The sequence below is a fragment of the Pseudoalteromonas sp. J2K-J599 genome, from assembly GCF_059295115.2.
Window position 1 is genome coordinate 2,051,820 of the sequence record NZ_CM200271.1, and the last position, 23,983, is coordinate 2,075,802.

Here is a 23,983-nt window from a genome sequence, read left to right on the forward strand (position 1 = left end):
CTCTTTTTATAGGTTACTGCTTTTTAATACGTTGTGTATAAAGTTTTTATAAAGATTTTTGGCTGTAGTGTTAAATGTTTATAAAGCTTAATTGATATGGGGTGACTCTTTTCTAAAATTCCATAGTCTTTGCTATGTAGTATTTTTTAAATAGGAACGCACATGGCACAGTTTGCAGTAATTGGATTAGGTAGTTTTGGTGTTACCGCCTCGCTTGAGCTTGCTAATCAGGGGCATCACGTTTGCGCAGCCGATATAAGCGAAAGCACCATTAACACGTTTGCTAATCAGTTAAATTACACTGTCATTTTAGATGCTAGTGATGAAACACAGCTTGCTCGACTCGACTTAACCAGCTGCCAAGCTGTATTAGTTGCAATCGGTGAAAATATAGAAGCGAGTATTTTATGCGTGCTGCATTTAAAAAACCTTGGTGTTAAACAAATATGGGTTAAGGCGTGCTCTAAAAGTCACCATCAAATTTTAAGTAAACTTGGCGTATCCCGTATTATTCACCCCGAAGAAGAAATGGGTATCAGAGTAGCACATGCACTTAACTACCCTATGGTTAACCAGTACTTTGCGCTTACACAATCTACATTTATTGTTGAGCTTGCCATAGATTTACATTTATCAGGGCGCAATATTGGCTGGCTTTTAAAAGAGCGTAACTCAGATATAAAACCGCTCACCTTACGCCGAGATGATAATTTTAATACAGACCTAACACTCGACACCGAGTTACGCCATGGTGATAGCCTTGTATTACTGGGCTCTAAACATTACCTAACAAAACTCACCAAACGGTTTAAAGCTTTATGATCAACTGGCAAGCACACGTACTTCCAAAGCAATTTAATCGCCGTTTAAAAAATTTGAAAAGGCCTGTTAACCCCCCTTTAATTTTAACTGCTGGTTTTTTTGTTCTCATTATTTTAGGCACTTGCTTATTACTATTACCTTTTGCAAGTGTTGAATCGCTTAGCTTTATTCAAGCTTTTTTTACTGCATCCTCTGCGGTTACAGTTACAGGCTTAGTTGTTATTGATACAGGCACTGCGCTAACCACATTTGGGCAATGTGTTGTTATGGTACTTATTCAAATTGGAGGAATCGGCTTTATGACCGTGGCCGTTATTTCATTTTTAAGTATTGGTAAAAACTTAGGATTAAAACAACGTTTACTTGCAAGCCAAGCATTCGATACAAGCGATTTAAATGGAGTGATCCATGTAGCTAGATGTGTAATAACTTACTCGCTAATAATTCAGACTATAGCATTTTGCTTACTTTTTATTAGCTGGGTAGATGACTATGGTATTGCGGGTAGCGCCTATCAAAGTCTATTTTATACTATTTCGGCTTTTAACAATGCCGGGTTTGCACTCGATAGTAATAGCTTAATGGCTTTTAAAAGTGATGTATCTGTTAATCTTATTATCAGTGCATTATTTATAATCGGTGGCTTAGGGTTTACCGTTTTAATAGATATATATCAACAACGTCGCTGGCATAAATTAGCAACTAATACACGTATTGTATTAATTGCAAGTGCTGTAATTAATTGCTGTGCATTTTTGCTTATTTTTTTATTTGAATATTCAAATCCAGCCACACTTGCCAACCTACCTATTAACGAGCAAGTAATTGCTGCTTGGTTTCAAGCAGTTACACCACGTACTGCAGGCTTTAATACTTTACCTATTAGCCAGCTCAGTTCCGACTCGACATTGCTTACATTGTTATTAATGGTAATAGGTGGCGGTTCGGTAAGTACAGCAAGCGGCATTAAAATAGGAACTTTTGTTATTTTACTACTTGCTATGTATAGCTATTTACGCCAAAAACCACAGGTAACCATATTTAACAGAGAGCTAAGCGACAAACTTGTGATAAAAGCATTGAGTGTTGTAATTTTATACTTATTTACGGCTTTTTTAAGCATCATGATTATGAGTAAAATCGAGCAAGCGTCTCTTTTAGATATTACTTTTGAAGTAATTTCGGCATTGAGCACTGTAGGGCTATCTCGTGATTTTACTAGTAATTTAAGTATGCCAAGCCAGCTAATAATAATTTTACTTATGCTGATTGGCAGAGTAGGTCCACTGACATTTGCTTATTGTTTTGCAAAACCTAAATTACAACCTCTTAAATTTGCTAAAACAACCATACAAATAGGGTAACTATTATTAAGGCCACTTAGCCAGCATAATTTATGTAAGGTTTTTGGCAGTGTAAGCAAGGAAATTAGCGACTCCTAAATATGGCTTTATCAATTGAGAGACTTTTATAGAAAAAACAAAGGTAACTATAACCTCACTTTATTATTGCAGATATGAAAATTAATAAAATAAGCGCCAAAACCATTACAATAGTTTTGGCGCTTATTAAAAGGGTAATATTTATCCTTTCATTTGTTCAAGCTCTTTGCCTTTGGTTTCGCGTAAAAACTTAAATACAAATATGACTGAAACAAACGCACAAAATGCGTAAAAACCATAAGCCCCAGCTAAACCAATGCCTGTGAGCATAACAGGGAACGACCAGGTAATTAAAAAGTTAGCTATCCACTGGGCAAAGCCGGTAACTGCAAGGCCAGAGCCGCGAATTTGGTTAGGGAACATTTCGCCTAACATAACCCACATTACAGGGCCCCACGATAAGTTAAAAAAGAAAACATACGCATTAGCGGCTATTAAAGCAACTATGCCCTGCTCTCCTAGTTCTAAGTTACCTGTTGAGCCAATATCTGCGTTTAAAAAGGCATAAACAATAACAGAAAGCGTAACCGTCATACCAATTGAGCCGGTTAACAAAAAAGGTTTTCTGCCAATTTTGTCTATAAAATACATGGTAATAAACACTGCTAAAATACTTACAAAGCCGCTTATTATATTAATAAGTAACGCGTCAGATTCAGTAAAACCGGCTGCTTGCCAAAGTACCGCGCCGTAGTAAAAAACAACGTTAATGCCGACTAATTGCTGAAATGTAGCTAAGCCAATTCCTATCCAAACAATGGGGCGTAAACGTTTTTTAGGTTTATCAATAAGATCAGATAATTTAGGTTGGTGTTTATCGCCAGCAAGAGACTCTGCTATTTCATTTAATTTAAGAGAGGCAGTTTCAGCACCATATAATGACGATAAAACACGTGCAGCAGCGTCTTTTTTACCAGCCATAATTAAGTATCGAGGGCTTTCAGGGATAAAAAATAAAGCGATTAAAAACAAGCATGCAGGTAATAACTCAACCCAAAACATCCAACGCCATGTTTCAAAGTCGAGCCAAAATATAGCCGTAGAGCCGCCAGCCGTATTTGCTAAAAAATAGTTACTCACAAATGCGCTAAACAAACCAAATATAATAGCCACTTGTTGAAGTGTAGAGAGCGTGCCTCTGTATCGTGCGGGGGCAATTTCGCTAATATAAGCTGGGGTCATAACCGATGCAGCCCCTACAGCTAAGCCGCCTAAAATGCGATAAATCACAAATTCAAACGATGTGACTGACACACCCGAGCCCCAAGCACTTATAATAAATAAAGCAGCGGCAAAAAGTAAAATTGGACGCCGACCAAATTTATCAGCCAATCGACCTGCGCAAAACGCACCAATGGCACAACCAATTAGCATGCTCGATACGTTAAATCCCGTACCCGCACTACTGGAGCCAAACGCCGTTTGTAATCCATCAACAGTGCCGTTAATTACGCCGCTGTCAAAACCAAATAAAAAACCGCCAATGGTCGCAACAAAGCAAACCAGTACGATTAAAAGTACATTTTCTTTCTCGTTCATAAGTATCCATATTGTGTGTTGTTGTTATTTTATATAGATTTTGAAGCTCAAAAGGGTGTGCTTATTTAGTTGTTTTTATTGGTTGAGCTTGATTCTCTTTCTATTAATTCAAAATCTAAAATATGTCTTAAGTCTAAGCTTTTTACATTGCTTAAATCGTTATACTGACCCGATGCAAGTAAAGTAATCGCAAGCTCAGCCATTTCATTAATGGGCTGTTTTACCGTAGAAATATTTGGCCAAACTATGGTTGCAAGTTGCGTGTCATCAAAGCCAACAACCGACAGTTCGCTTGGAATATTAATACCTTGTTTTTGAGCTATTGAGATTACAGCGGCTGCCATATCATCGTTAGCTGCAAAAATAGCCGTTGGTTTATCATCAAGCGAAAGCAATTTTATTGCCGCTTCCATACCCGATTGATAGGTAAAACTGCCCTGCTCTATATACTCAGGTGGCGTTATTATTTTATTAGAGCGCAGCGCATCTAAATAACCTTGGTAACGCAAACGGCTTACACCTTGTTTAGTGTCGCCAATAATATGTGCAATTTTGCTATGCCCTTGATTTATTAAATGCTCTGTAACATCAAACGCCGCTTGATAATCGTCCATGCATATATAAGGGGAGCGATTTAATTTTGTATCTGGCGTTATTCTTACAAATGGCACTTGTGCTTTAGTAAGCACATCTAAAACCTGTTCGTTGTCGCACATAGGTGGCAGTAAAATCATGCCATCGACCTGTGTAACATCAATAAGTTGCTTTACCGATTCAATTGTTTTGTCAATATCGGTATGCGCTTCATCAACAACAAGGTGGTAGCCCAGTGCGCGGCATTTTTTAAGCGCTGCCAATAAAAACTGGCTTATGTAAGAGTCACTTGGGTTATCGTATAAAAGCCCTAAAAAGAATGACTTAGTACTAGCAAGGCGCCTAGCAGACACATTTGGCCGGTAGTTTAATTGCTCAACAACAGCCATTACTTTTTCGCGGGTTTTGTCGCTTACTTTTTTGTCTTGGTTGAGCACACGCGAAACTGTCATCATTGATACACCAGCCTGCTCGGCTACATCTTGTATTCTTGCTCTTTTAGGATCGGCCATTACTGTTATTACCTACTCACAATCAGTGGATTGTTATAATTAACTTTCTTAAATTTCATTATACATAATTGTAAAGCTTGATATTGTTTACAGCGCGTTTTAAATGATTACTTATTGACAAAGTCTTATACTACACTGAAAATGTTAGCGCTAACAACAAATTTATAATATTCACATCCAATAATATAAAAAACTTAAAAAGGCCTATATTATGAGCATGCTGCAAAACCCAATTCTAAGAGGCTTTAACCCAGACCCAAACATTGTCAGAGTTAATAACGACTACTACATAGCCACTTCAACATTTGAATGGTTTGGCGGTGTGCAAATTCACCACTCTACCGATTTAGTAAATTGGCGAGTTATAGGCCAAGCACTTAACACCGTAGAGCAACTCGATATGCGAGGAGTGCCTGATTCTTGCGGCGTATGGGCTGCGCAACTTAGTTACAATAATGGCCGTTTTTATTTGGTATATACCAATGTAAAAAGCTTTGATGGCCCTTACAAAGACACGCCAAACTATTTTGTATCAACCACTGATATTACCGGTAACTGGTCACAAGCGACTTACTTAAACTCTAGCGGTTTTGATCCGTCTATTTTTCACGATGATGACGGTAAAAGCTATTTGCTAAACATGCTGGTTGATCACCGCAACAACGCACTATTTGGTGGCATAGTAATGCAAGAGCTTTGCCTAAAAACCAATAAATTAATAGGCGATGTTAAACCTATATTTTCAGGCACAAAACTTGGTTGCACTGAAGGCCCACATATTTTAAAACGCGGCGATTACTACTATTTAATTACCGCTGAAGGTGGCACTGGGTATGAACACTGCATTAGTGTAGCGCGTGCTAAAAACGTATTTGGCCCTTACCAAGTACACCCGCACAACCCCGTTATTACAGCAGCCCACGAGCCGAGTAATACGCTACAAAAATGTGGCCATGGAGATTTTTTTCAAACACAAACCGGTGATTGGTACACGGTATTTTTGACATCAAGACCGCTGTCTGAGCGTGGCCGCTGCATTACAGGGCGTGAAACAGGGATTGAGCAAATAATCTGGAAAGACGATGACTGGCCTTATGCAAAACACACAAATAAAGCCCCCAGAGTACACGTACCCGTTGAAGGTTTAACACTAAACCCACAGCCGCAACCCACAACACATATTGATTTTAGTAAAGATGATCTGACTGTTGATTTTCAGTCATTGCGTATGCCCATGTGCAAAAGCTGGGTGTATAAAAATACTCAAAAAGCATCGCTCACCCTAGTGGGAAAAGAGTCTTTAAGCTCATTGCATCAGCAAAGTTTTATTGCCAGGCGTGTACAGGCTCATCATACTGTTAGCAGCACATGCGTTGATTTTGCGCCGAGCAGTTTTCAGCAAATGGCGGGGCTAGTATGTTATTACAACACCGCTCATTACTACTATTTGCATATAAGCGGCGGCGATGTAGGCGATGAAACCACACCACGTTATTTAAATATAATAAGCTGCGATAAATACCAAACAAGCACGCCTGTTGCACCGCTTTTGCTTAAAACAAACAAACCTGTTTACTTAAAAGCTGATTTTAATGGCGCTCAGCTGCAGTTTTACTACGCCACCGAGGAAAACTGCTGGATAAAGTTTGGTCCAGTGCTCGATGGCAGTATTTTATCTGATGATTACGTGCAGCAATCACCGCAAGGGTATCGCCCGTGTTTTACCGGTGCTTTTGTGGGGATGGCGTGCCAAGACTTATCGGGGAGAAATAAAGAAGCTCACTATTCATTTTTTAATTATGACGAACCTAGCGGCGAATAAATCGCCGCCAGTTAAGTTTATTATTTGATTGAAAGCTTTTTGAAACTGCTTTAAAGTTCTCTTAAAGTTCTCTTAAAGTTCTCTTAAAACTATTTTAAAACAGGGCTTTAATACGTTCCATTTGTGATTGTAAAAGTAAACTTTGAGAGTGGCTCATAATGTCACTCTCTCGTTTGTTTTCGCTCAGTAAGCGCCCTACTTCTTGGGCTTCAAAGCTATAACCTTGTGACTGCCTGCCATCTTCAAAATGCTCAATTAAATCATCAAGCTCATACAAAGAGCACTCATAAGCCCTAAATGCATCGGGTATTTTTATATAGCCTTTGTCGCCAATAATATACGCGCCATTCCCTAACCGGCATTGAAATGACGTTGCTAAGCTCACCATTACATCGCCACAATTAGCAGTAATAAGTACATCGTCTTCCACGCCTTTGTAGCGAATATTTGCTCTTACGTGTAAGTTTTTAAGGTCGTTATTTAAAAAGTAATTGGTAATGGCAAGCGGATAAATTCCCATATCAAGTAAACAACCGCCCGCTAAATCTGGGTTGTATTCACGCCCATCGGGATTAAAAGGCACAGGATAGCCAAAGTCAGCTTTAACATGTTTAATAGTGCCAATTCGCCCTTGCTCTACCCATTGTTTTGCTTTTTGTATTGCAGGTAAAAAGTACGTCCACATGGCTTCCATTAAAAATACGTCGTGCTTTTTAGCCAGTAAAGACAACTGCTTGCACTCTTCAGCCGAAACCGTAATGGGCTTTTCGCACAATACATGCTTACCTGCTTTAATAGCATCGCTGGCATTTTTAAAGTGAAAGTTATGCGGGGTCGCAATGTAAACTACATCAACGTTTTTATCGTCAAATAATGCCTGATGCCCTTCGTAAGCATTGGCCGCACCATACTTGCTCGCAAAAGCGGTTGCATCATCTCCATTTCTTGCTGCAACTGCGTACACAACACCATTATTTGTATGTGCTAAGTCTTCACAAAATTGTGCAGCAATTCGGCCACAACCAACAATACCCCAGTTTATTTTTTTCATCGTGTTTCCTTATGATCTTAAAAAGAAATTTAAGTGAACTCCAACAACCAAGCAATAAACTTGCAAATTAATTGTTAAACATAGTTTAAAACTAGCTTGACTTAACAATATCAAATCATTAATGTTAGCGCTAACATTAAAACAACATTAAGTATCACATTCATGTTCCTTGGTATCGATTTAGGCACTTCAGGTGTAAAAGTAATTATTTTAGACGAGCAAGACCAATTGCTTGCTCAAGCAAGTGGATCTTTAAGCGTTTCACGCCCAGCACCACTTTTTTCTGAGCAAAACCCTACAGATTGGTGGCTTGCTACCTGTAGTGCAATCGAGAATCTTAAAAATACTCACCCTGCATTACTAAAATCGGTAAAGGCTGTGGGCCTTTCTGGGCAAATGCATGGCGCTACGCTGCTTGATAAAAACAATAACATTATTCGCCCAGCCATTTTATGGAACGACGGGCGCAGTGCAGCACAATGTGTAGAGCTTGAAAAACGCGAACCAAATTCTCGTAATATAACCGGCAACATAGCAATGCCTGGTTTTACTGCGCCTAAATTGGTGTGGTTAAAAGAGTTTGAACCAGAAAACTTTGCAAAAGTAGCCAAAGTATTACTACCAAAAGACTACCTACGCTTTTTAATGACCGGCGATTTTGCATCAGACATGTCTGACTCTGCAGGCACACTGTGGCTAGACGTAGAAAAAAGAGCATGGTCGCAAAAAATGCTCAGCGCTTGCGACTTAACAGAGCAGCACATGCCTACCCTTTTTGAGGGCACACAAATTACTGGCAAATTAACAGCCCAAGTTGCTGCTAAATGGGGTATGGAACAAGTGCCTGTTGTTGCAGGTGGTGGCGATAATGCTGCAGGCGCTGCAGGTGTTGGTGTAGTAAAGCCAAAACAAGGATTTTTATCGTTAGGTACTTCGGGTGTTTACTTTGTTGCCAACGAAAAATACCTGCCTAACCCAGAAGGTGCAGTACATACTTTTTGTCATTGTATTGAAAACACCTGGCACCAAATGTCAGTGGTGTTAAGCGCAGCAAGCTGTTTAACCTGGGTGACTCAATTAACCGGTTTTGAAAACGAAGGCGCACTCCTTGAACAAGTAAGTAAATGCGATTTTAGCAAACCAAGCTCAGTCATATTTTTACCTTATTTAACTGGCGAGCGCACGCCGCACAATAACCCCAACGCAAAAGGCGTGTTTTTTGGTTTAGACAGCGACACCGATGCAGCAACCCTTGGCCGTGCAGTACTCGAGGGCGTTGCCTTTGCTTTTGCCGATGGCCAACAAGTACTGCTTGATGCTGGCGCACAAATTGACGATGTAACAGTAATTGGTGGTGGCGCTAAAAGCCCGCTTTGGGGAAAAATCATCGCAAGTGTACTCAACCGCCCCCTAATTTACCGAGAAGGCTCAGAAGTTGGCCCTGCATTTGGCGCTGCAAGACTTGCCCGAATAGCAGTAACACAACTCCCTGTACAACAAGTGTGTGTTAACGGCAAAGTAACGCAAACAATTGAGCCAGACCCAGTCATGCAAGACTTTTACGCACAGCAATACACAACATACAAAGCACTTTATCAAAGTGTAAAAACATACTTTTAAAACACTATTATAAAATTAATGGAGCACAATATGAGCGAGCAATTTTTCACAAACGTTGAAAAAATTAAATTTGAGGGTGAAAACTCTAAAAACCCATTTGCATTTCGTTATTACGACGAAAACCAAGTAGTGCTTGGCAAAACAATGAAAGAACATTTACGTTTTGCAGCTTGTTACTGGCATAACTTTTGTTCTACAGGGTTTGATATTTTTGGTGAAGGTACGTTTGACCGCCCTTGGATCCAACCTGTAGGCAACCAATTAGAACTTGCTGAACAAAAAGTAAAAGTAGCTTTTGAGTTTTTCGAAAAACTAGGCGTACCTTACTTTTGTTTTCATGATGTTGATATTGCCCCTGAAGGCAAAACACTACAAGAAAGCCACGATAACGTAACGCACATAGCTAACATTATCGAAAAAGAAATGCAGCGCACAGGCGTAAAACTACTGTGGGGTACTGCTAACTTGTTCTCAAACAAACGTTTTTGTGCCGGTGGTGCAACAAACCCTAATCCTAATACGTATGCATATGCAGCAGCGCAAGTTAAACATGCAATGGAAATTACGCATCGTTTAGGCGGCGAAAACTACGTACTTTGGGGTGGTCGTGAAGGTTACGACACACTACTAAATACAGACCTTGCGCAAGAAAGCGAGCAGTACGCACGCTTTTTGAAAATGGTTGTAGAGCACAAGAAAAAAATTGGTTTTAAAGGCACATTATTAATTGAGCCAAAACCACAAGAGCCAACTAAGCACCAGTACGATTACGATACAGCAACGGTTGCAGGCTTTTTACACAAGCACGGCTTACAAGACGAAATTAAAGTAAACATTGAAGCAAACCACGCAACACTTGCAGGTCATAGCTTCCACCACGAAATTGCCGTTGCTTGCGCTGAAGGTATTATGGGTAGTATTGATGCTAACCGTGGTGATATGCAAAACGGATGGGATACAGATCAATTCCCTAACGATGTAGCTGAGTGCACACTTGTCGTTTACGAAATTTTAAAGAATGGCGGTTTTACAACCGGTGGCTTTAACTTTGACACTAAGCTTCGTCGTCAATCGTGTGAGCGTGATGACTTATTCATTGGTCACATTGGCGGTATGGATACGATGGCTAAAGCATTACTCAATGCAGCAGCAATGATTGAAGGTGGCGAGCTGACTGATTTTGTTGAAAAACGTTACGCTGGTTGGAAAGAAGACCTAGGTCAAAGCATTCTAAATGGTGAGCAATCACTTGAGAGCCTTTCAGCCTTAGTACACGAGAACAACATCGATCCTAAGCAAGTTTCTGGTCGCCAAGAACTGCTTGAGAATATTGTTAACCGCTACGTATAAGGACATCGCCTCGGTTTTAAAGCCGAGGCGTACATCATTATGAACTTGTTAGAACAACTCAAAAAAGTAACCACAGTCGTTGCCGACAGTGGCGATGTAGAGTCAATCAAAGCCCTACAACCGGTTGATGCAACAACCAATCCTTCGTTAATTTTACAAGCTGCAAAATTACCTCAATATAAACATTTAATTGAAGACGCTATAAATAAAGCTGGCAACAACGTTGACGCTATATGCGACCAACTTATTGTTAACTTTGGCTGTGAAATACTAAAAGTAATACCTGGGCGTATATCGAGCGAAGTAGATGCGCGTTTATCGTTTGATACCCAAGCAAGTATTGCCAAAGGGCGTAAGCTTATTTCACTTTACGAGCAAGCGGGTATTTCAAAAGACCGCGTACTTATTAAACTTGCTTCAACATGGGAAGGCATTAAAGCCGCCGAGCAGTTAGAAAAAGAAGGCATTAAGTGTAACTTAACGCTGCTTTTTTCGATGGCTCAAGCCATTGCGTGCGCACAAGCTAACGTAACGCTTATATCTCCGTTTGTTGGTCGTATTCTTGATTGGTACAAAGCCCGCGATAATAAAGAATACACCCCAAGCGAAGATCCTGGTGTGCAGTCGGTTACAGGTATTTATCAGTACTATAAAAAGTACGATTATAAAACCGTGGTAATGGGTGCAAGCTTTAGAAATTCCCAGGAAATAATCGAACTTGCTGGCTGCGATTTACTGACTATCTCGCCATCATTACTCAATGATTTACAAAGCCAAGAAGGTGAACTGGTTACAAAGCTTGACGCTGCAAACATTGCCAAAGCACCGCAAAGCGACATAACCCCACTCACCCACGAGCAATTTTTATGGCAGCACAACGAAGATGCAATGGCCAGCGAAAAGCTCGGTGAAGGTATTCGTAATTTTGCCAAAGATCAGCGTATTTTGGCTAAATTGGTTGAAGACTTACTAAACTAATTTCCCTCAAGCCTGCCACATAACGTGCGGGCTTTTTTAATTTTATTTGAGGTAATACATGACTCGACTTTCTTCTCGTGCGCCTTTTGCTAATGCCATTCGTGCACTCAGTATGGATGCGGTACAGCAAGCAAACTCAGGGCATCCGGGCGCACCTATGGGTATGGCCGATATAGCCGAAGTACTGTGGAACGATTTTTTAAACCACAATCCAACCGATCCAAATTGGCCAAACCGAGACCGCTTTGTACTCAGTAACGGTCACGGCTCTATGCTTATTTATTCTTTATTGCATTTAAGCGGGTACGAACTACCACTTAGCGAGCTTAAACAATTTAGACAAATGCATTCAAAAACCCCAGGCCACCCTGAATACGGTTACACCCCAGGTGTTGAAACAACCACAGGTCCGCTTGGCGCAGGTTTATCAAATGCCGTAGGCATGGCCATTGCCGAAAAAGCCCTAGCAGCGCAATTTAACAAAGAGAGTTTTGATATTGTTGATCATTACACTTACTGTTTTATGGGCGATGGCTGTTTAATGGAAGGCATATCGCACGAAGCATGCTCGCTTGCAGGCACACTAGGCTTGGGTAAACTTATTGCTTTTTGGGATGATAACGGCATATCTATCGACGGACACGTTGAGGGCTGGTTTACCGACGACACCGCTAAACGCTTTGAAGCGTACGGCTGGCATGTAATAAAAGATATAGACGGTCACGACCCAGAACAAATTGCAAGCGCTATTGCACAAGCAAAACAAGTGAGCGATAAACCCACCCTACTTTGTTGTAAAACCGTGATTGGCTTTGGTTCACCTAATAAATCAGGCTCGCACGACTGCCATGGCTCGCCATTAGGTAATGACGAAATAACTGCTGCACGTAAATTCTTAAACCTCCCAAATGAAGCATTTAGTATCAGTGATGATATTTACGCCCATTGGGACGCTAAACAAAGCGGTGATAAAAAACAAAAACAATGGCAGCAACTATTTAGCGACTACACCAAAAGCCACCCAAAGCTTGCTAAAGAATTTGAGCGCCGCGTAATTAAGCGCACCCTGCCTGACAACTTCGAAGCCATTGCAAACAACTATATTGCACAGTGCAACAATAACGCCGCTAACATTGCCAGCCGAAAAGCCTCGCAAAACACCATTGAAGCCTTTGCCCCGCATTTACCAGAGTTACTGGGTGGCTCTGCCGATTTAGCCGGTTCTAACTTAACGCTGTGGTCTGGCTCCAAAGGCATAAGCGCAGATGACGCCAGCGGTAATTACCTGTTTTATGGCGTGCGCGAGTTTGGTATGAGCGGCATTATGAATGGCATATCACTGCACAGTGGTTTTATTAATTACGGTGCTACGTTTTTAATGTTTATGGAATACGCCCGTAACGCAGTAAGAATGTCGGCACTTATGGGTATTCAAAATATATTTGTGTATACCCACGACTCTATTGGCCAAGGTGAAGACGGTCCAACTCACCAACCTATTGAGCAACTAGCCAACCTACGTATGACGCCAAACCTAGTAACATGGCGCCCATGTGACGCAGTAGAAACCGCCGTTTCGTGGAAAAACGCGATACAAAATCAGCAGCAACCTACCGCGCTTATTTTTAGTCGCCAAGGGCTCAACCACCAGCCACGTACAGCTCAGCAAATTAGCGACATAGAAAAAGGCGGCTATATTCTTAGCGATAGCAATAAAGTGCCTGAGCTTATTTTAATTGCAACGGGTTCTGAAGTTGATTTAGCAATGCAAGCCGCAAAAGAGCTGACAGCACAAGGTGTTGCAGTGCGTGTGGTATCAATGCCAAGCACCACATTGTTTGATCTACAATCAGACGATTACAAGCAAAGTGTATTGCCAAACTCGATAGCAAACCGTATTGCAGTTGAAACATCACATCAAGATTACTGGCTTAAATATGTTGGCTTACAAGGCAAAGTAATTGGTATGAGCACTTTTGGTGAGTCGGCGCCAGGTAACGTGTTATTAGAGCATTTTGGCTTTACCACCAAAAATGTAGTGAGCACCGCGCAGGCGTTAATTAAAGCCAACGCTTAATATATTTAGTACGCGTAATGCGCTAAATAATCCAAACTTTATCCAATTAATGCGCTAAGCCTTTCAAAGCTCGGCGCATTTTTATAATTAACTAACAAAGGTGAACTATGAAATACTTACTATTAATTATGCTTTTTAGTGCAAGTACTAGTTTTAACGCATGGGCAAATGACGAGCAAAATGATGAACTAATGCTAACGATTTTTCTAAAGCACGACCAATCAAAAAACCTCTCTGAAATAAAAGAAATACTAAACAACGCTAACTTTTACAAACACTTCCCGCCAGAGGGCGCAACAGTAGAATCTTGGAAAGTAATGATGGGCATAGGGCAAGTTGTTACCTTGCGCTTTCCGGCAGCGTTATTACCAAAAGTAAATTTATCGATTGAACGTTATGGTTGGAAAGCCTACAGCACTGAGTTTTATCCAACATACGATCTGTACCCAATCGTAAAAGAAGAAATTAAAAAAGCCAGAACGAACAATTAAAAGAGTAACCAACATGACAACTTCAATTGTTCAATACACACTAAGTAATGAAGCAAACGACACTATTTCTATTATTAACTATGGTGCCCGGCTTACCAGCTGGGTTGCCCATGTTGATAATAAAAAACGAAATATTGTACTTGGCTATTCTAATATTAATGACTATTTAAACGACACGTTTTACTTAGGCGCTATAGCCGGCCCTTATGCAAACAGGCTAAGTAACGCCCAAATAAACATTGATGATAAAGCCTATGCGCTTAATAAAAACGAAGGCGTAAACCAACTCCACGGCGGTCAAAAAGCATTAAGCGACTTGTTTTGGCAGCTCGATTATCATCAAAAAAATGCGTTAAGTTTAAGTATTACCTTGCCTGATGGTTACAACGGCTACCCCGGTAAAACTATATTTAACGTGCTGTATACCTTTACCACTAACAGTAAAAACCAAAGTAATCTTGATATTAAATTTACGATTACCAGTAATAAAAAAACCATTGCAGGGCCAACAGCGCACCCATATTTTAATTTAAATGGCATTACTAACAGCGCACAAGGGCATACATTAAAACTGGCCGCCGCGCATTATACCCCCGTAGATACAAACGCCATTCCCACAGGTTTAATAGCCCCTGTAGCAAATACAACTTTTGACTACACAAATGCGCGGGTGCTTAATAAAATCGATAAACTCGATCATAACTTTGTAACCGAGCAAGTACTTAATCTGCAAGCCAATAAGCAACACGCAGAGCTTACTAGCGCCGATGAAAAAGTAATGCTGAGTGTGCTTTCTAACTACCCTGCCATTCAGGTGTATACAGGGCAGCATTTAAAAAGCCCGTTTAACCAATTTGACGGTATTTGCCTAGAGCCGCAATTTTGCCCCGACAGCCCCAATAACTCACACTTCCCATTTAGCTATTTAACACCACAAGTGCCTTTGCAAACGCATATTAGTTACTGCTTAACTAAAACCAATAAAAAATAGCTATTTTATAAACCAAAAAAGGATCGCTATTAAGCGATCCTTTACGGGAGATTAAATGTTTAGTGCAATTATAAATCGCTTACAAAGCTTTTAAGTTTTAACTCACGGTCAATTAATAGTGGGTAATCGGTGCGCCCTTGCATTGGCCAATCGTTGCGCCAAGTACGTGCATCGCTTATACCCCAAAAAGTAACGCGGCTTACTTTGTCGTCATGTTTTTTAAGTATGTCGAACACGGCTTTATAGCGCTCGCCTAACTGGGTGTTTACTTCACTAGGCAAACCATCTGGGTATGGGTTAAATCGCTCTTGCAGCGCAATATCTAACGAAATATCAGCCCCTTGTTCTTCACCTTCAGGGAATGGCAATACCGAAATATCAAGCTCGGTTATCATCACATCAATACCTGTGGCAGCGTATGCCACAATAGAGTCTTCCATTAACGAAAGCTCTGGGTTATCAAGGGAATAATGCGCTTGCATACCAATTCCATCAATTTGAATACCTTTATTTTGCAAGTTTTTAATAAGCGCAATTGCACCAGCTCTTTTTTCTGACTTAAACAAGTTATAGTCGTTGTAATATAACTTGGCATTAGGCGCTGCCTGCTTAGCGTATTTAAACGCATATTCTATAAAGTCGTCACCAATAATGGTGCTCCATTTAGATTCACGCAGTGTGCCGTCTTCGTTAAGTGCTTCGTTTACCACGTCCCATGCAAAAATACGGTTTTTATAGCGCCCTGCAACTGCATTAATATGGTTTTGCATACGCTTAAGTAATGCATCGCGGGTTAGCGGCTCGCCTTGTTCGTCTTCAAAAACCCAGTCAGGCGTTTGCGAATGCCACACTAATGTGTGCCCAACTAATTCTTGGTTGTTCTCTTGTGCGTACTGAACTAACGCATCAGCGGCTTCAAAATCGTAGGTTTCAAGCTCTGGGTGTATACGCTCCCACTTCATTGAGTTCTCTGGCGTAAAGGTATTAAATTGCGTTTTAGCCACATTTAAATCTTCAGGCAAAGCCCCTAATATTTGGTCTCGGCTAATCGCTGTACCTATTTTAAAGTGCTCTTTAAATTGCGCTTTAAGCGTTAATTGCTCCGGCGCTTTTAATGTTGGTTTACTTTGCTCTGCTGAGCCATTACAGCCAAGTGCAAGGCTCGACATTCCTAATAAAATAGCAATTGTAAGTTTATTTTTATGCATGGTTTACCTGTTGTTTATTTTTTAGTGTGCAATGTAAACCTAACACCATATAGTCCTTTTGACAACAACGTTTTGTTAAAATAGACTGAACAAAAATAACACAGTACATATTCCTTAATCACACACTTTACTAGCAACAAAATTAGCAAGGATACACATGAAAAAAATTACAATAAAACGGCTTCTGTTAATTAGCGCATTTTTCGCCTCATTTATATTCAGCGCCCTAATTCGAGCAGATCAAACCAGCACTCACGTGCCTATTTGGCATAAATTTAGCTTAACCCTTGAAGGCCCGCACACCAGCGAGCTTGCCACGCCTAACCCTTTTACCGATTACCGCTTAGACGCCACATTTACCAGCCCCACTAATAAGCAATATACAGTACCTGGATATTATGCAGCCGATGCAAACACTGCTCAAACACATGCAACAGCAGGCAACAAATGGCAGGTTTTGTTTTCGCCCAACGAGCTTGGCAAATGGCGCTATACACTCTCATTTGTTAAAGGCCGTAATATCGCAAGCGTGCCATTAAATACTGTTACAAATGAGCAATCAGCCGGATTTTTTGATAAACAAACAGGCGAGTTTAATGTTACCGCCGCCACTAAGTCATCCAGTAGTAAAGACTTTAAAAGCAAAGGGAAGCTTGAATACGTTAACAAACCCTATTTGCAGTTTAATGGCTCAAAAGAGTACTTTTTAAAAGCCGGTGCTAACAGCCCCGAAGTGCTGCTTGGCTTTTCAGGGTTTGATGCCACTCCCACAAAGCGTAACTACCAAGCGCACATAAAGCATTGGCAAAATAGCGACCCTACATGGCAAACAACCAATACAGAGACTGATAACAGTAGTCATCAATCTTCTAAAGGCATTATTGGGCTAATAAATTATTTAGCGTCGCTTAACATTAACGCGTATTACTTTTTAACCATGAACGCCTACGGCGATGGCGACCAAGTTTGGCCATGGCTTAGCAAAACCCAAACCACACGCTACGATGTATCTAAATTAGCTCAGTGGGATATTGTATTTAGCCACATGCAGCAAAAAGGCATAATGACTCACTTTGTAATGAGCGAAACCGAAAACGAGTCACTGTTTGAATGGAACGAAAGCCAGCTTAAAAACGATTTTGCTGTTAGTCGTAAAATTTACTATCGCGAGTTATTTGCCCGCTTTGGCTATCATTTAGCAACCACGTGGAATATAGGCGAAGAAAACGGCTGGCAAGATCCAAGCGGCGACGATAAACAACAAAAAGCTAATACCACAAAACAAAGAAAGCAATTTGCCGATTACTTCCAATCACTCACCTACTATCCTGAGCATATTGTTGTACACAATGGCCCGTCGCTCGACTACCACATTTACGATAAACCAAACGACAATATTTTGGGTTACCCCGCCTACACAGGCGCAAGCTTACAAGGTGAACTTAAAACAAACACCACTTACGGCGATGTTTTAAAGTACCGCCAGCTTACTCAAAACAATCCTCACCCGTGGGTGATCACCATGGACGAAGCCTATATTTATGAGTATGCAAACAATGTAGATACGTGGCGTAAAAGTAACGTGTGGGCCACATTTATGGCAGGTGGCGCAGGTATTGAGTTTTATTTAGGCGGTGGCGGCGACCTTGTTGAACAAGATTTAACGCCTTACAAAGATTACTATTTAGCGATGACCAACGCCGTTGCTTTTTTTCAAAAATACGTGCCATTTACAAAGCTTACACCCACCCCAGAGCTTACAAAAACAGGCTGGGCGTTAAGTGATAACTCAGCGTTTTACTTATTTTATTTTAGTAACACAAGCCAAGCTCAGGTCACATTACCAAACGCCTGCTATACACTCGACTGGTTTAATCCACGAACTAACAACTACATAAACGGCAAACGCTTTTGTGTAAATACCGCAACGAGTACACAACTGGCAACACCACCCAACACACCTAACAACGACTGGGTTTATTTAATTAACCTAAGCGCTAAATAATAAGGATAACAACCATGAATCATTTAACAGTTAAACATTGTGTAACCGGCGTATTACTTACAACCGCAGCCACCATAGCATTGCCTGTAAACGCAGCAGATAAACCCACACAACTTACATCAGCTATTGTGAGTCAAAAAGATGCGCACATTACTCACTACGAAGGCGGCGATTTTCATACTTACTTTTATGGCGATACACCACTCACCAAAGGCGCTATTACGGGCGTTGCGGTTATTAAACCTAATAACGAAATACACCCAGCCCACCAGCATCCTGATGAAGAGTACTTAATGATTCTTGAAGGCTCTGGCACGTGGACGCTTAATGGCAAAAGCCAGCCAGCGCATACTGGAGATATTTTATTTGCAGCCCCTAACGACGTACACGGCATTTATAACAACGGCGATGTGTCGCTTAAATTTGTGGTAGTGAGGTATCAGGCTAAGTAGTTTTGGGTGATTTTTAAAGTGAAATAGAGCAAGAGAATTATTCACAAAGAGGTTAAGAGACGCTTCGCTTTTAGAGTGGGAAAAACAGCCTGATATTAGGTCAGGCTGTTTTAAGCTTTATTCATTTACAAATATTTATCAAAATTATATTTCAATAAGGTACCTAGAATTAAACCAAGAGTTCGATTTGTCTCTTGCTTTACACTCCAAGCATTTTTATTACACACTTTATTATTTTATATCACCCAAATGAGACGCACATTTTATTTATAAGCTTCATATGATGCATTTATACTGACAACTCTTTGCCAAACACCTACATTATTTCCACTTCCAGGGTAATAGAATGTAGATATTTGAATAAAACCACATTTAGAAAACAGACTTTTACTCTCAGTATTATCATCACGAATTGTACATTGCACCACTTTTGCGCCATTTATTTTGGCATGCTCAAGTGCTTTATTAATGACTATTTTTCCAAGACCTTGCCTTCTAAAACCTGGAGAGACTGTTAGATGGCATAATTCAAACTGGTACCATTGAACTTTTTTGCATTCAATAAATGCCTTAATGGAATTATCAGCTTCTTCATAAATATAATTACCTGATGAATCTAATACTTTTTCTTCTGTATACCTAACTACTAACTGATTCTCAGTATTTAGTAGATCTGCTATCTGCTTTGCAATTTGGCTCTTCATTTTTACTCACTAAAAGTTTACGAAAACACTTAATATGCCAATAAAACATGAGGCTAACTAGCATGTTTTTAAGGTCAGTGAAACTCTATAAATCCAACTAAATTTTATTCAATTGAACATTATTTGGGAAATACTTTTTAAACATCTCTTCTTCATCTTGAGTTATCAACTTTAAGCAAATTAAATTACTCTTAGTTCTAGAGCATGCGACATAAAATAATTTCTCTATTTTACTCTTCATTTCAAAAGTAGAAGAACCAATATCAAACAGAGAATTGAATTGGTATTTTGACCAAAAAAAATCTTCCAGAACAACTAAAACATTGTTTATACCCGTACCTTTGGTTTTATGCATTGTAATAAACTCAGTGTTTTCATTTACATAATTATAAAAAGTTATAACTTCATCAAACCTCACTTTATTTGAAAATAAATCAATATAAAATCGTTCTTTTTTTAACTTCCTGCATAAGTAATCATAACTCGCCTCTCGACCTGTGTATTCCGTATCAGGAGTAAAAAAATCTGAATGGTTCTTATCGAATTTTGTAAATGAATTACTATTGCTAAAATATGCTTTCTTAAATTTTTGGTATTCATTATCAGAATTTAGTCCATCAAGGAATTCGTTTTTAGATGCCACATACAAATCATAGTTATCTTGTGAATTCACTAATTGATTTTTCAGAGCAAACTCTAATACCCTTACTACCCCTAACTTAGTTTTTATAAGAGCGTTCAATAGCTTAGTGGCTTTTGATTTGTCCGATATTTTATTGATAACAAAGCCTGATTTTTTTAATTTTGATGTCAAATTTTTGTAGTTTTTTTCTTTAAACGCTATACATATTTCTGCAAGATCTAATAACCCAAGTTTTTCTAATAAGTTTTCAATTTCATTATTAACCTCGTTATAGCGATCGTTAAATAGATTAAATAAGTCTAAAAAACCAAGATTTGCGGCAATTGCTTTATTAGTTAACATTAGTTTTTTATAATCAGGATTCTTTTCTTCAATTTTTTTTAAAGTATTCATAATAGATTGTAAATAATCAGTTTTAGTTTCCGCAGTACTTCTTTGATGCGGTCTAGAATTTGGATAAATTGAATAATAAACAGCAACATTACCGTTTCTTTGTGCTATTGACTCTAATTGACCATTGTTTTTCTTATAGGCAATTTCTTGCTTAAGTCCATCAATTGGCACACGGATGTGGTTTAAAAAATCAATCACTGGTTCAGAACATCTATAGTTGTCTTTTTTGGGAATCATTATTAAAGTGTTGTTTTTAATATAAGGCTCTACTGTACCAATCCCGTCATCATAAATTCCTTGCATAGAGTCTCCAAATAACCCTATGGTGATTTTATCTTTTGGTATTAACTCTAAAAATATTTTCATAATATTGGGATGAGTATCTTGAAATTCATCGATGAAAATAAAATCAAACTTATCCATTAGGATTTTAGACAAGAGGGGATAGTTATCAAACAAGACTTTGGAAATTATAACTAATCCATCATGTCCAAAAGTTAAGTTTGAAAAGTTATCATATGGGCTGTCGTTATATTTTACCTTATGCCAACTTTTATCAGATATCTCGCGTTCAATATATTCATTTAGTTCGGTTATTTTATCATTAAGAACTGTATTATATTGAGTCGGATTTTTATCGTAGATTAATTTCCCTATAACCTTAGGTATTGACTCTTTCTTTAATGAAAATAATTTCTTCCCTAACTGTTCGTATTTTTTCTTATACCTTGTATGTTCATCCAATTTATATTCCTTCTCACTAGAGAAATCATTCAAATTTTCTGATACAAAGGGCGGCAATATAAATAATCGATATAATTCTTGATGTAGATTTTTTTTAAACGGTTTTATTACATTATTGAGAAAAGAATGAATAGTCGATATTGTATAATCACCTTCAACACGGGATTTAATTTCATCTACAGCTAAATTTGTGTGTGTTATACAAGCAACTTTTTTAGTAGGATATTCTTTTGAAACAAAGGATAGCGTTTGCTTCAATGTTTCAGTTTTGCCACTACCAGCACCACCTTGGAGAACCAAATTCGTGTTATTACGAATACTTTCTTTGAGTAACTCAATTGGTGTTATTATTTTGCTATCCATAACAGACCCTCTTTTAAATATTTAGGGATTTTCCAAGTAACACCTTCTGTCAAAGCTAACCACAAAAGAGATGAAGCAAATTCAGACTTCCCCCCGAGTATGTCTTCTGTTAATTGGTAATAGTCAGGATTTTTATCAGCTAATTTACTTTTAAGTTTCAACCCTTCAAGTTTATCCTTTTGTTTATTTATCTCATCTAAGTTTATAGCAATGAAAGCATCTTCAAAGCTTCTTGCATGATAGTTATTCTCTTCATTTTGATACACTACATTTACAAAGGAATTTAAATCATTCAGTTTATTTTCTTTTAGCTTTTTCATCCAATCACTATATGAAAGCTTATCTGAAATTACAGGAGCATTTAAATAGTATTTAATACTAGCGTTACTTGTATGAGTTGACCCTTTTACTGGAGCCGCAGGATAATTAGATCCATTTTTAATGGCGGTGTCAATATCAGTAATTACTAGTGTTTTAATTTGTAGAAAATCGATGAAGTGCCTAAATGCTTTTGCATTTGCACCAACTTCTAATATTGAAATATTTTGAGAGCTAATTGGGTTGTAACTAGATGTGTCTTTATTATCTTTATCTAACTGATTGATGAATAGAGGTAATAACAGTTTTTCAGTCGTACCTTCAATAAATATGATTTTCTCAGAAAAAAATAGCTCAGAAGAGTGTACCGTTAGATATTGTTGCAAAAACTTAAAGTTTGCTTTTTCATCCTTATTTGCTTTCTCATCTTCAGCCGAGTACTTTTCATTTAAGTCACGATAAAAATCTTTAATCTTCGCAGTTCCTTCAGATTTTAAAAAATAACGGATACTTTTAAAATCTGAGCGATTTACTATATGTGATGAATGACTCGTTATTAACGTTTGAAGGTTAGGAATTGTACTAACTAAATTTTTTACTTTATCAATAAATACATATTGCATCTGTGGATGAGTATGAGCCTCAAGTTCCTCTATTATTAACAGGTTAATATCTTTGGGTGCGTCTTCAAAATCAAGCTTCCTAATTTCAATTTGGAGTATCAAGTATAAGATATTCATATATCCAAGACCGTTTAAATGTTCAGGTAGCTGCTCCTCTAATTTCCCGTATATCACCTTTGAAAAATTCTCCACTACTCCTTCTGACTCTAAAGCAGAGATAACTCCCAAATTATGGAGTCCTAAAAACTCCTTAGCTGTATCTAAGAACCCTTTGAATTGGCTTTTATACAGCTCATTTAGTGAAGCATCCATATCGATCATTGATTTATTAATTGCTGTAATATCGTCAAATGATAATTTATTTTTTTTATTATAATAAGCTGAAGTTAGTCGCGAAAGTACTGCTTTTTTATTACCCGACTCTGAGCTAGCTACATCTCTTTTAGCATGTATTACTTGAATGTTTATCAGATTCTTAACTGTAGTCCAATCACGAACTTGTTCTTCTAGCTTGACTTGATTAATCAGCTCTAAATCACTTTCATCCTCTAAAGCATAAACTTTAGTTTGTAAAAATTTATACAAATATTTTTTAATGTAATCATCATGTCTGTCAGATATTTTATCTAACTCTTTCAATAAAGGATTCAATAATATCTTAGCCTCAAAGTAAATTTTAACTGACCTTTGTTTATCATCGAGATCTAAAATGAAGTCAGAAACATTAGCTAAATTATCTTTTACATCATACTTAATATCTAAAAGTAAACTAATTGCTAAATTTTCAACATTAGTGTTTCTATCGATACTCAGTAGTTTTTCTCTAAGGCAGAGTGGAAAGTCATCAAATTGAAATACAGGATTTTTACTTCCTAAAAATCGTTCTAGTAAGACTATAAATGAAGTTTTTCCTGTATTATTTCGTCCGATTAGTAAAGATAACTTGTCATCATCTTTCTTGAGCTCCTGCTCATCACCTTTTAAATTTAATACTGCATTTTTAATAAGCCGAAATTTTTAACTTTTATTGAATTGATGTACACATTAGTCCCTTAATACTCGTGATTTTTTTATTTCCTATATTAGTACCAAATAGCAATATGTATTACTAGTTATAAACTTAAGGATTTTTTAGTCGTTTATCTTGCTCATGAATAATACTGTACTTCTCATTCTTTTCTCTTTGTGAAAATTCCAAAAAAAGCCGAGTATTTAAAAATACTCGGCTTTACATTTTACAC

General features: G+C 38.5%; 18 protein-coding genes. 11 read left to right on the forward strand and 7 right to left on the reverse strand.

Going from position 1 to position 23,983, the window contains the following annotated elements:
• Positions 1–162: 162 nt before the first annotated feature.
• A complete protein-coding gene (locus AC5NT5_RS09305; protein ID WP_024596486.1) occupies positions 163–822 on the forward strand; it encodes a potassium channel family protein in 660 nt (219 codons plus the stop codon).
• Complete coding sequence (locus AC5NT5_RS09310) at positions 819–2,186, forward strand: TrkH family potassium uptake protein (RefSeq protein ID WP_182672168.1); 1,368 nt, start codon at positions 819–821, stop codon at positions 2,184–2,186. Before AC5NT5_RS09305 ends, AC5NT5_RS09310 begins: the two co-directional genes overlap by 4 nt.
• A 219-nt stretch (positions 2,187–2,405) precedes the next feature.
• Here AC5NT5_RS09310 and AC5NT5_RS09315 read toward each other — a convergent pair whose 3' ends face one another.
• Both AC5NT5_RS09315 and AC5NT5_RS09320 read right to left on the reverse strand, forming a co-directional pair.
• Positions 2,406–3,809, reverse strand: a complete 1,404-nt coding sequence (locus AC5NT5_RS09315; protein WP_404936274.1) for a sugar porter family MFS transporter — start codon at positions 3,807–3,809, stop codon at positions 2,406–2,408.
• A gap of 59 nt (positions 3,810–3,868) precedes the next feature.
• Positions 3,869–4,909, reverse strand: a complete 1,041-nt coding sequence (locus AC5NT5_RS09320) for a LacI family DNA-binding transcriptional regulator (RefSeq protein ID WP_007585144.1) — start codon at positions 4,907–4,909, stop codon at positions 3,869–3,871.
• 211 nt (positions 4,910–5,120) lie between these two features.
• Between AC5NT5_RS09320 and AC5NT5_RS09325 the strand changes: the two genes are divergently transcribed.
• Positions 5,121–6,731: a glycoside hydrolase family 43 protein gene (locus AC5NT5_RS09325; RefSeq protein WP_494512971.1), complete on the forward strand. Its 1,611-nt coding sequence runs from the start codon at positions 5,121–5,123 to the stop codon at positions 6,729–6,731.
• A 94-nt stretch (positions 6,732–6,825) separates the two neighbouring features.
• Here AC5NT5_RS09325 and AC5NT5_RS09330 read toward each other — a convergent pair whose 3' ends face one another.
• Complete coding sequence (locus tag AC5NT5_RS09330) at positions 6,826–7,782, reverse strand: Gfo/Idh/MocA family protein (RefSeq protein WP_494512970.1); 957 nt, start codon at positions 7,780–7,782, stop codon at positions 6,826–6,828.
• A 162-nt stretch (positions 7,783–7,944) separates the two neighbouring features.
• On the opposite strand from AC5NT5_RS09330, the gene xylB reads away from it, so the two are divergent.
• The 6 genes from xylB to AC5NT5_RS09360 all read left to right on the forward strand — a co-directional run bounded on the left by xylB (position 7,945) and on the right by AC5NT5_RS09360 (position 15,289).
• A complete protein-coding gene (gene xylB / locus AC5NT5_RS09335) occupies positions 7,945–9,402 on the forward strand; it encodes a xylulokinase (protein ID WP_494512969.1) in 1,458 nt (485 codons plus the stop codon).
• Between the two features lie 30 nt (positions 9,403–9,432).
• Positions 9,433–10,752: a xylose isomerase gene (gene xylA, locus AC5NT5_RS09340; protein WP_494512968.1), complete on the forward strand. Its 1,320-nt coding sequence runs from the start codon at positions 9,433–9,435 to the stop codon at positions 10,750–10,752.
• A gap of 39 nt (positions 10,753–10,791) precedes the next feature.
• Entirely contained in the window at positions 10,792–11,730 is a 939-nt protein-coding gene (gene tal, locus AC5NT5_RS09345) for a transaldolase (RefSeq protein WP_494512967.1), read from the forward strand.
• A 58-nt stretch (positions 11,731–11,788) separates the two neighbouring features.
• Positions 11,789–13,807 carry a transketolase gene (tkt, locus tag AC5NT5_RS09350; protein WP_494512966.1) on the forward strand — a complete coding sequence of 673 codons (2,019 nt, stop codon included), beginning with the start codon at positions 11,789–11,791 and terminating at the stop codon, positions 13,805–13,807.
• A gap of 107 nt (positions 13,808–13,914) precedes the next feature.
• On the forward strand, positions 13,915–14,298 hold the full coding sequence (locus AC5NT5_RS09355; RefSeq protein WP_024593043.1) for a hypothetical protein: 384 nt from the start codon (positions 13,915–13,917) through the stop codon (positions 14,296–14,298).
• A gap of 13 nt (positions 14,299–14,311) precedes the next feature.
• The gene (locus AC5NT5_RS09360) at positions 14,312–15,289 is read left to right on the forward strand and encodes an aldose epimerase family protein (protein WP_494512965.1); all 978 of its coding nucleotides are present in this window, start codon (positions 14,312–14,314) and stop codon (positions 15,287–15,289) included.
• A 68-nt stretch (positions 15,290–15,357) separates the two neighbouring features.
• On the opposite strand, the gene AC5NT5_RS09365 is transcribed toward AC5NT5_RS09360, so the two are convergent.
• A complete protein-coding gene (locus AC5NT5_RS09365; RefSeq protein WP_494512964.1) occupies positions 15,358–16,497 on the reverse strand; it encodes an endo-1,4-beta-xylanase in 1,140 nt (379 codons plus the stop codon).
• Between the two features lie 157 nt (positions 16,498–16,654).
• Between AC5NT5_RS09365 and AC5NT5_RS09370 the strand changes: the two genes are divergently transcribed.
• Positions 16,655–18,502 carry a DUF5060 domain-containing protein gene (locus tag AC5NT5_RS09370; RefSeq protein WP_494512963.1) on the forward strand — a complete coding sequence of 616 codons (1,848 nt, stop codon included), beginning with the start codon at positions 16,655–16,657 and terminating at the stop codon, positions 18,500–18,502.
• Between the two features lie 14 nt (positions 18,503–18,516).
• On the forward strand, positions 18,517–18,954 hold the full coding sequence (locus AC5NT5_RS09375; RefSeq protein WP_494512962.1) for a cupin domain-containing protein: 438 nt from the start codon (positions 18,517–18,519) through the stop codon (positions 18,952–18,954).
• 263 nt (positions 18,955–19,217) lie between these two features.
• On the opposite strand, the gene AC5NT5_RS09380 is transcribed toward AC5NT5_RS09375, so the two are convergent.
• The 3 genes from AC5NT5_RS09380 to AC5NT5_RS09390 form a co-directional block, all read right to left on the reverse strand.
• The gene (locus AC5NT5_RS09380) at positions 19,218–19,658 is read right to left on the reverse strand and encodes a GNAT family N-acetyltransferase (protein ID WP_494512961.1); all 441 of its coding nucleotides are present in this window, start codon (positions 19,656–19,658) and stop codon (positions 19,218–19,220) included.
• Between the two features lie 97 nt (positions 19,659–19,755).
• Positions 19,756–21,801: a UvrD-helicase domain-containing protein gene (locus AC5NT5_RS09385; RefSeq protein WP_494512960.1), complete on the reverse strand. Its 2,046-nt coding sequence runs from the start codon at positions 21,799–21,801 to the stop codon at positions 19,756–19,758.
• Entirely contained in the window at positions 21,786–23,747 is a 1,962-nt protein-coding gene (locus AC5NT5_RS09390) for an AAA family ATPase (RefSeq protein ID WP_494513227.1), read from the reverse strand. Before AC5NT5_RS09390 ends, AC5NT5_RS09385 begins: the two co-directional genes overlap by 16 nt.
• Positions 23,748–23,983 lie beyond the last annotated feature (236 nt).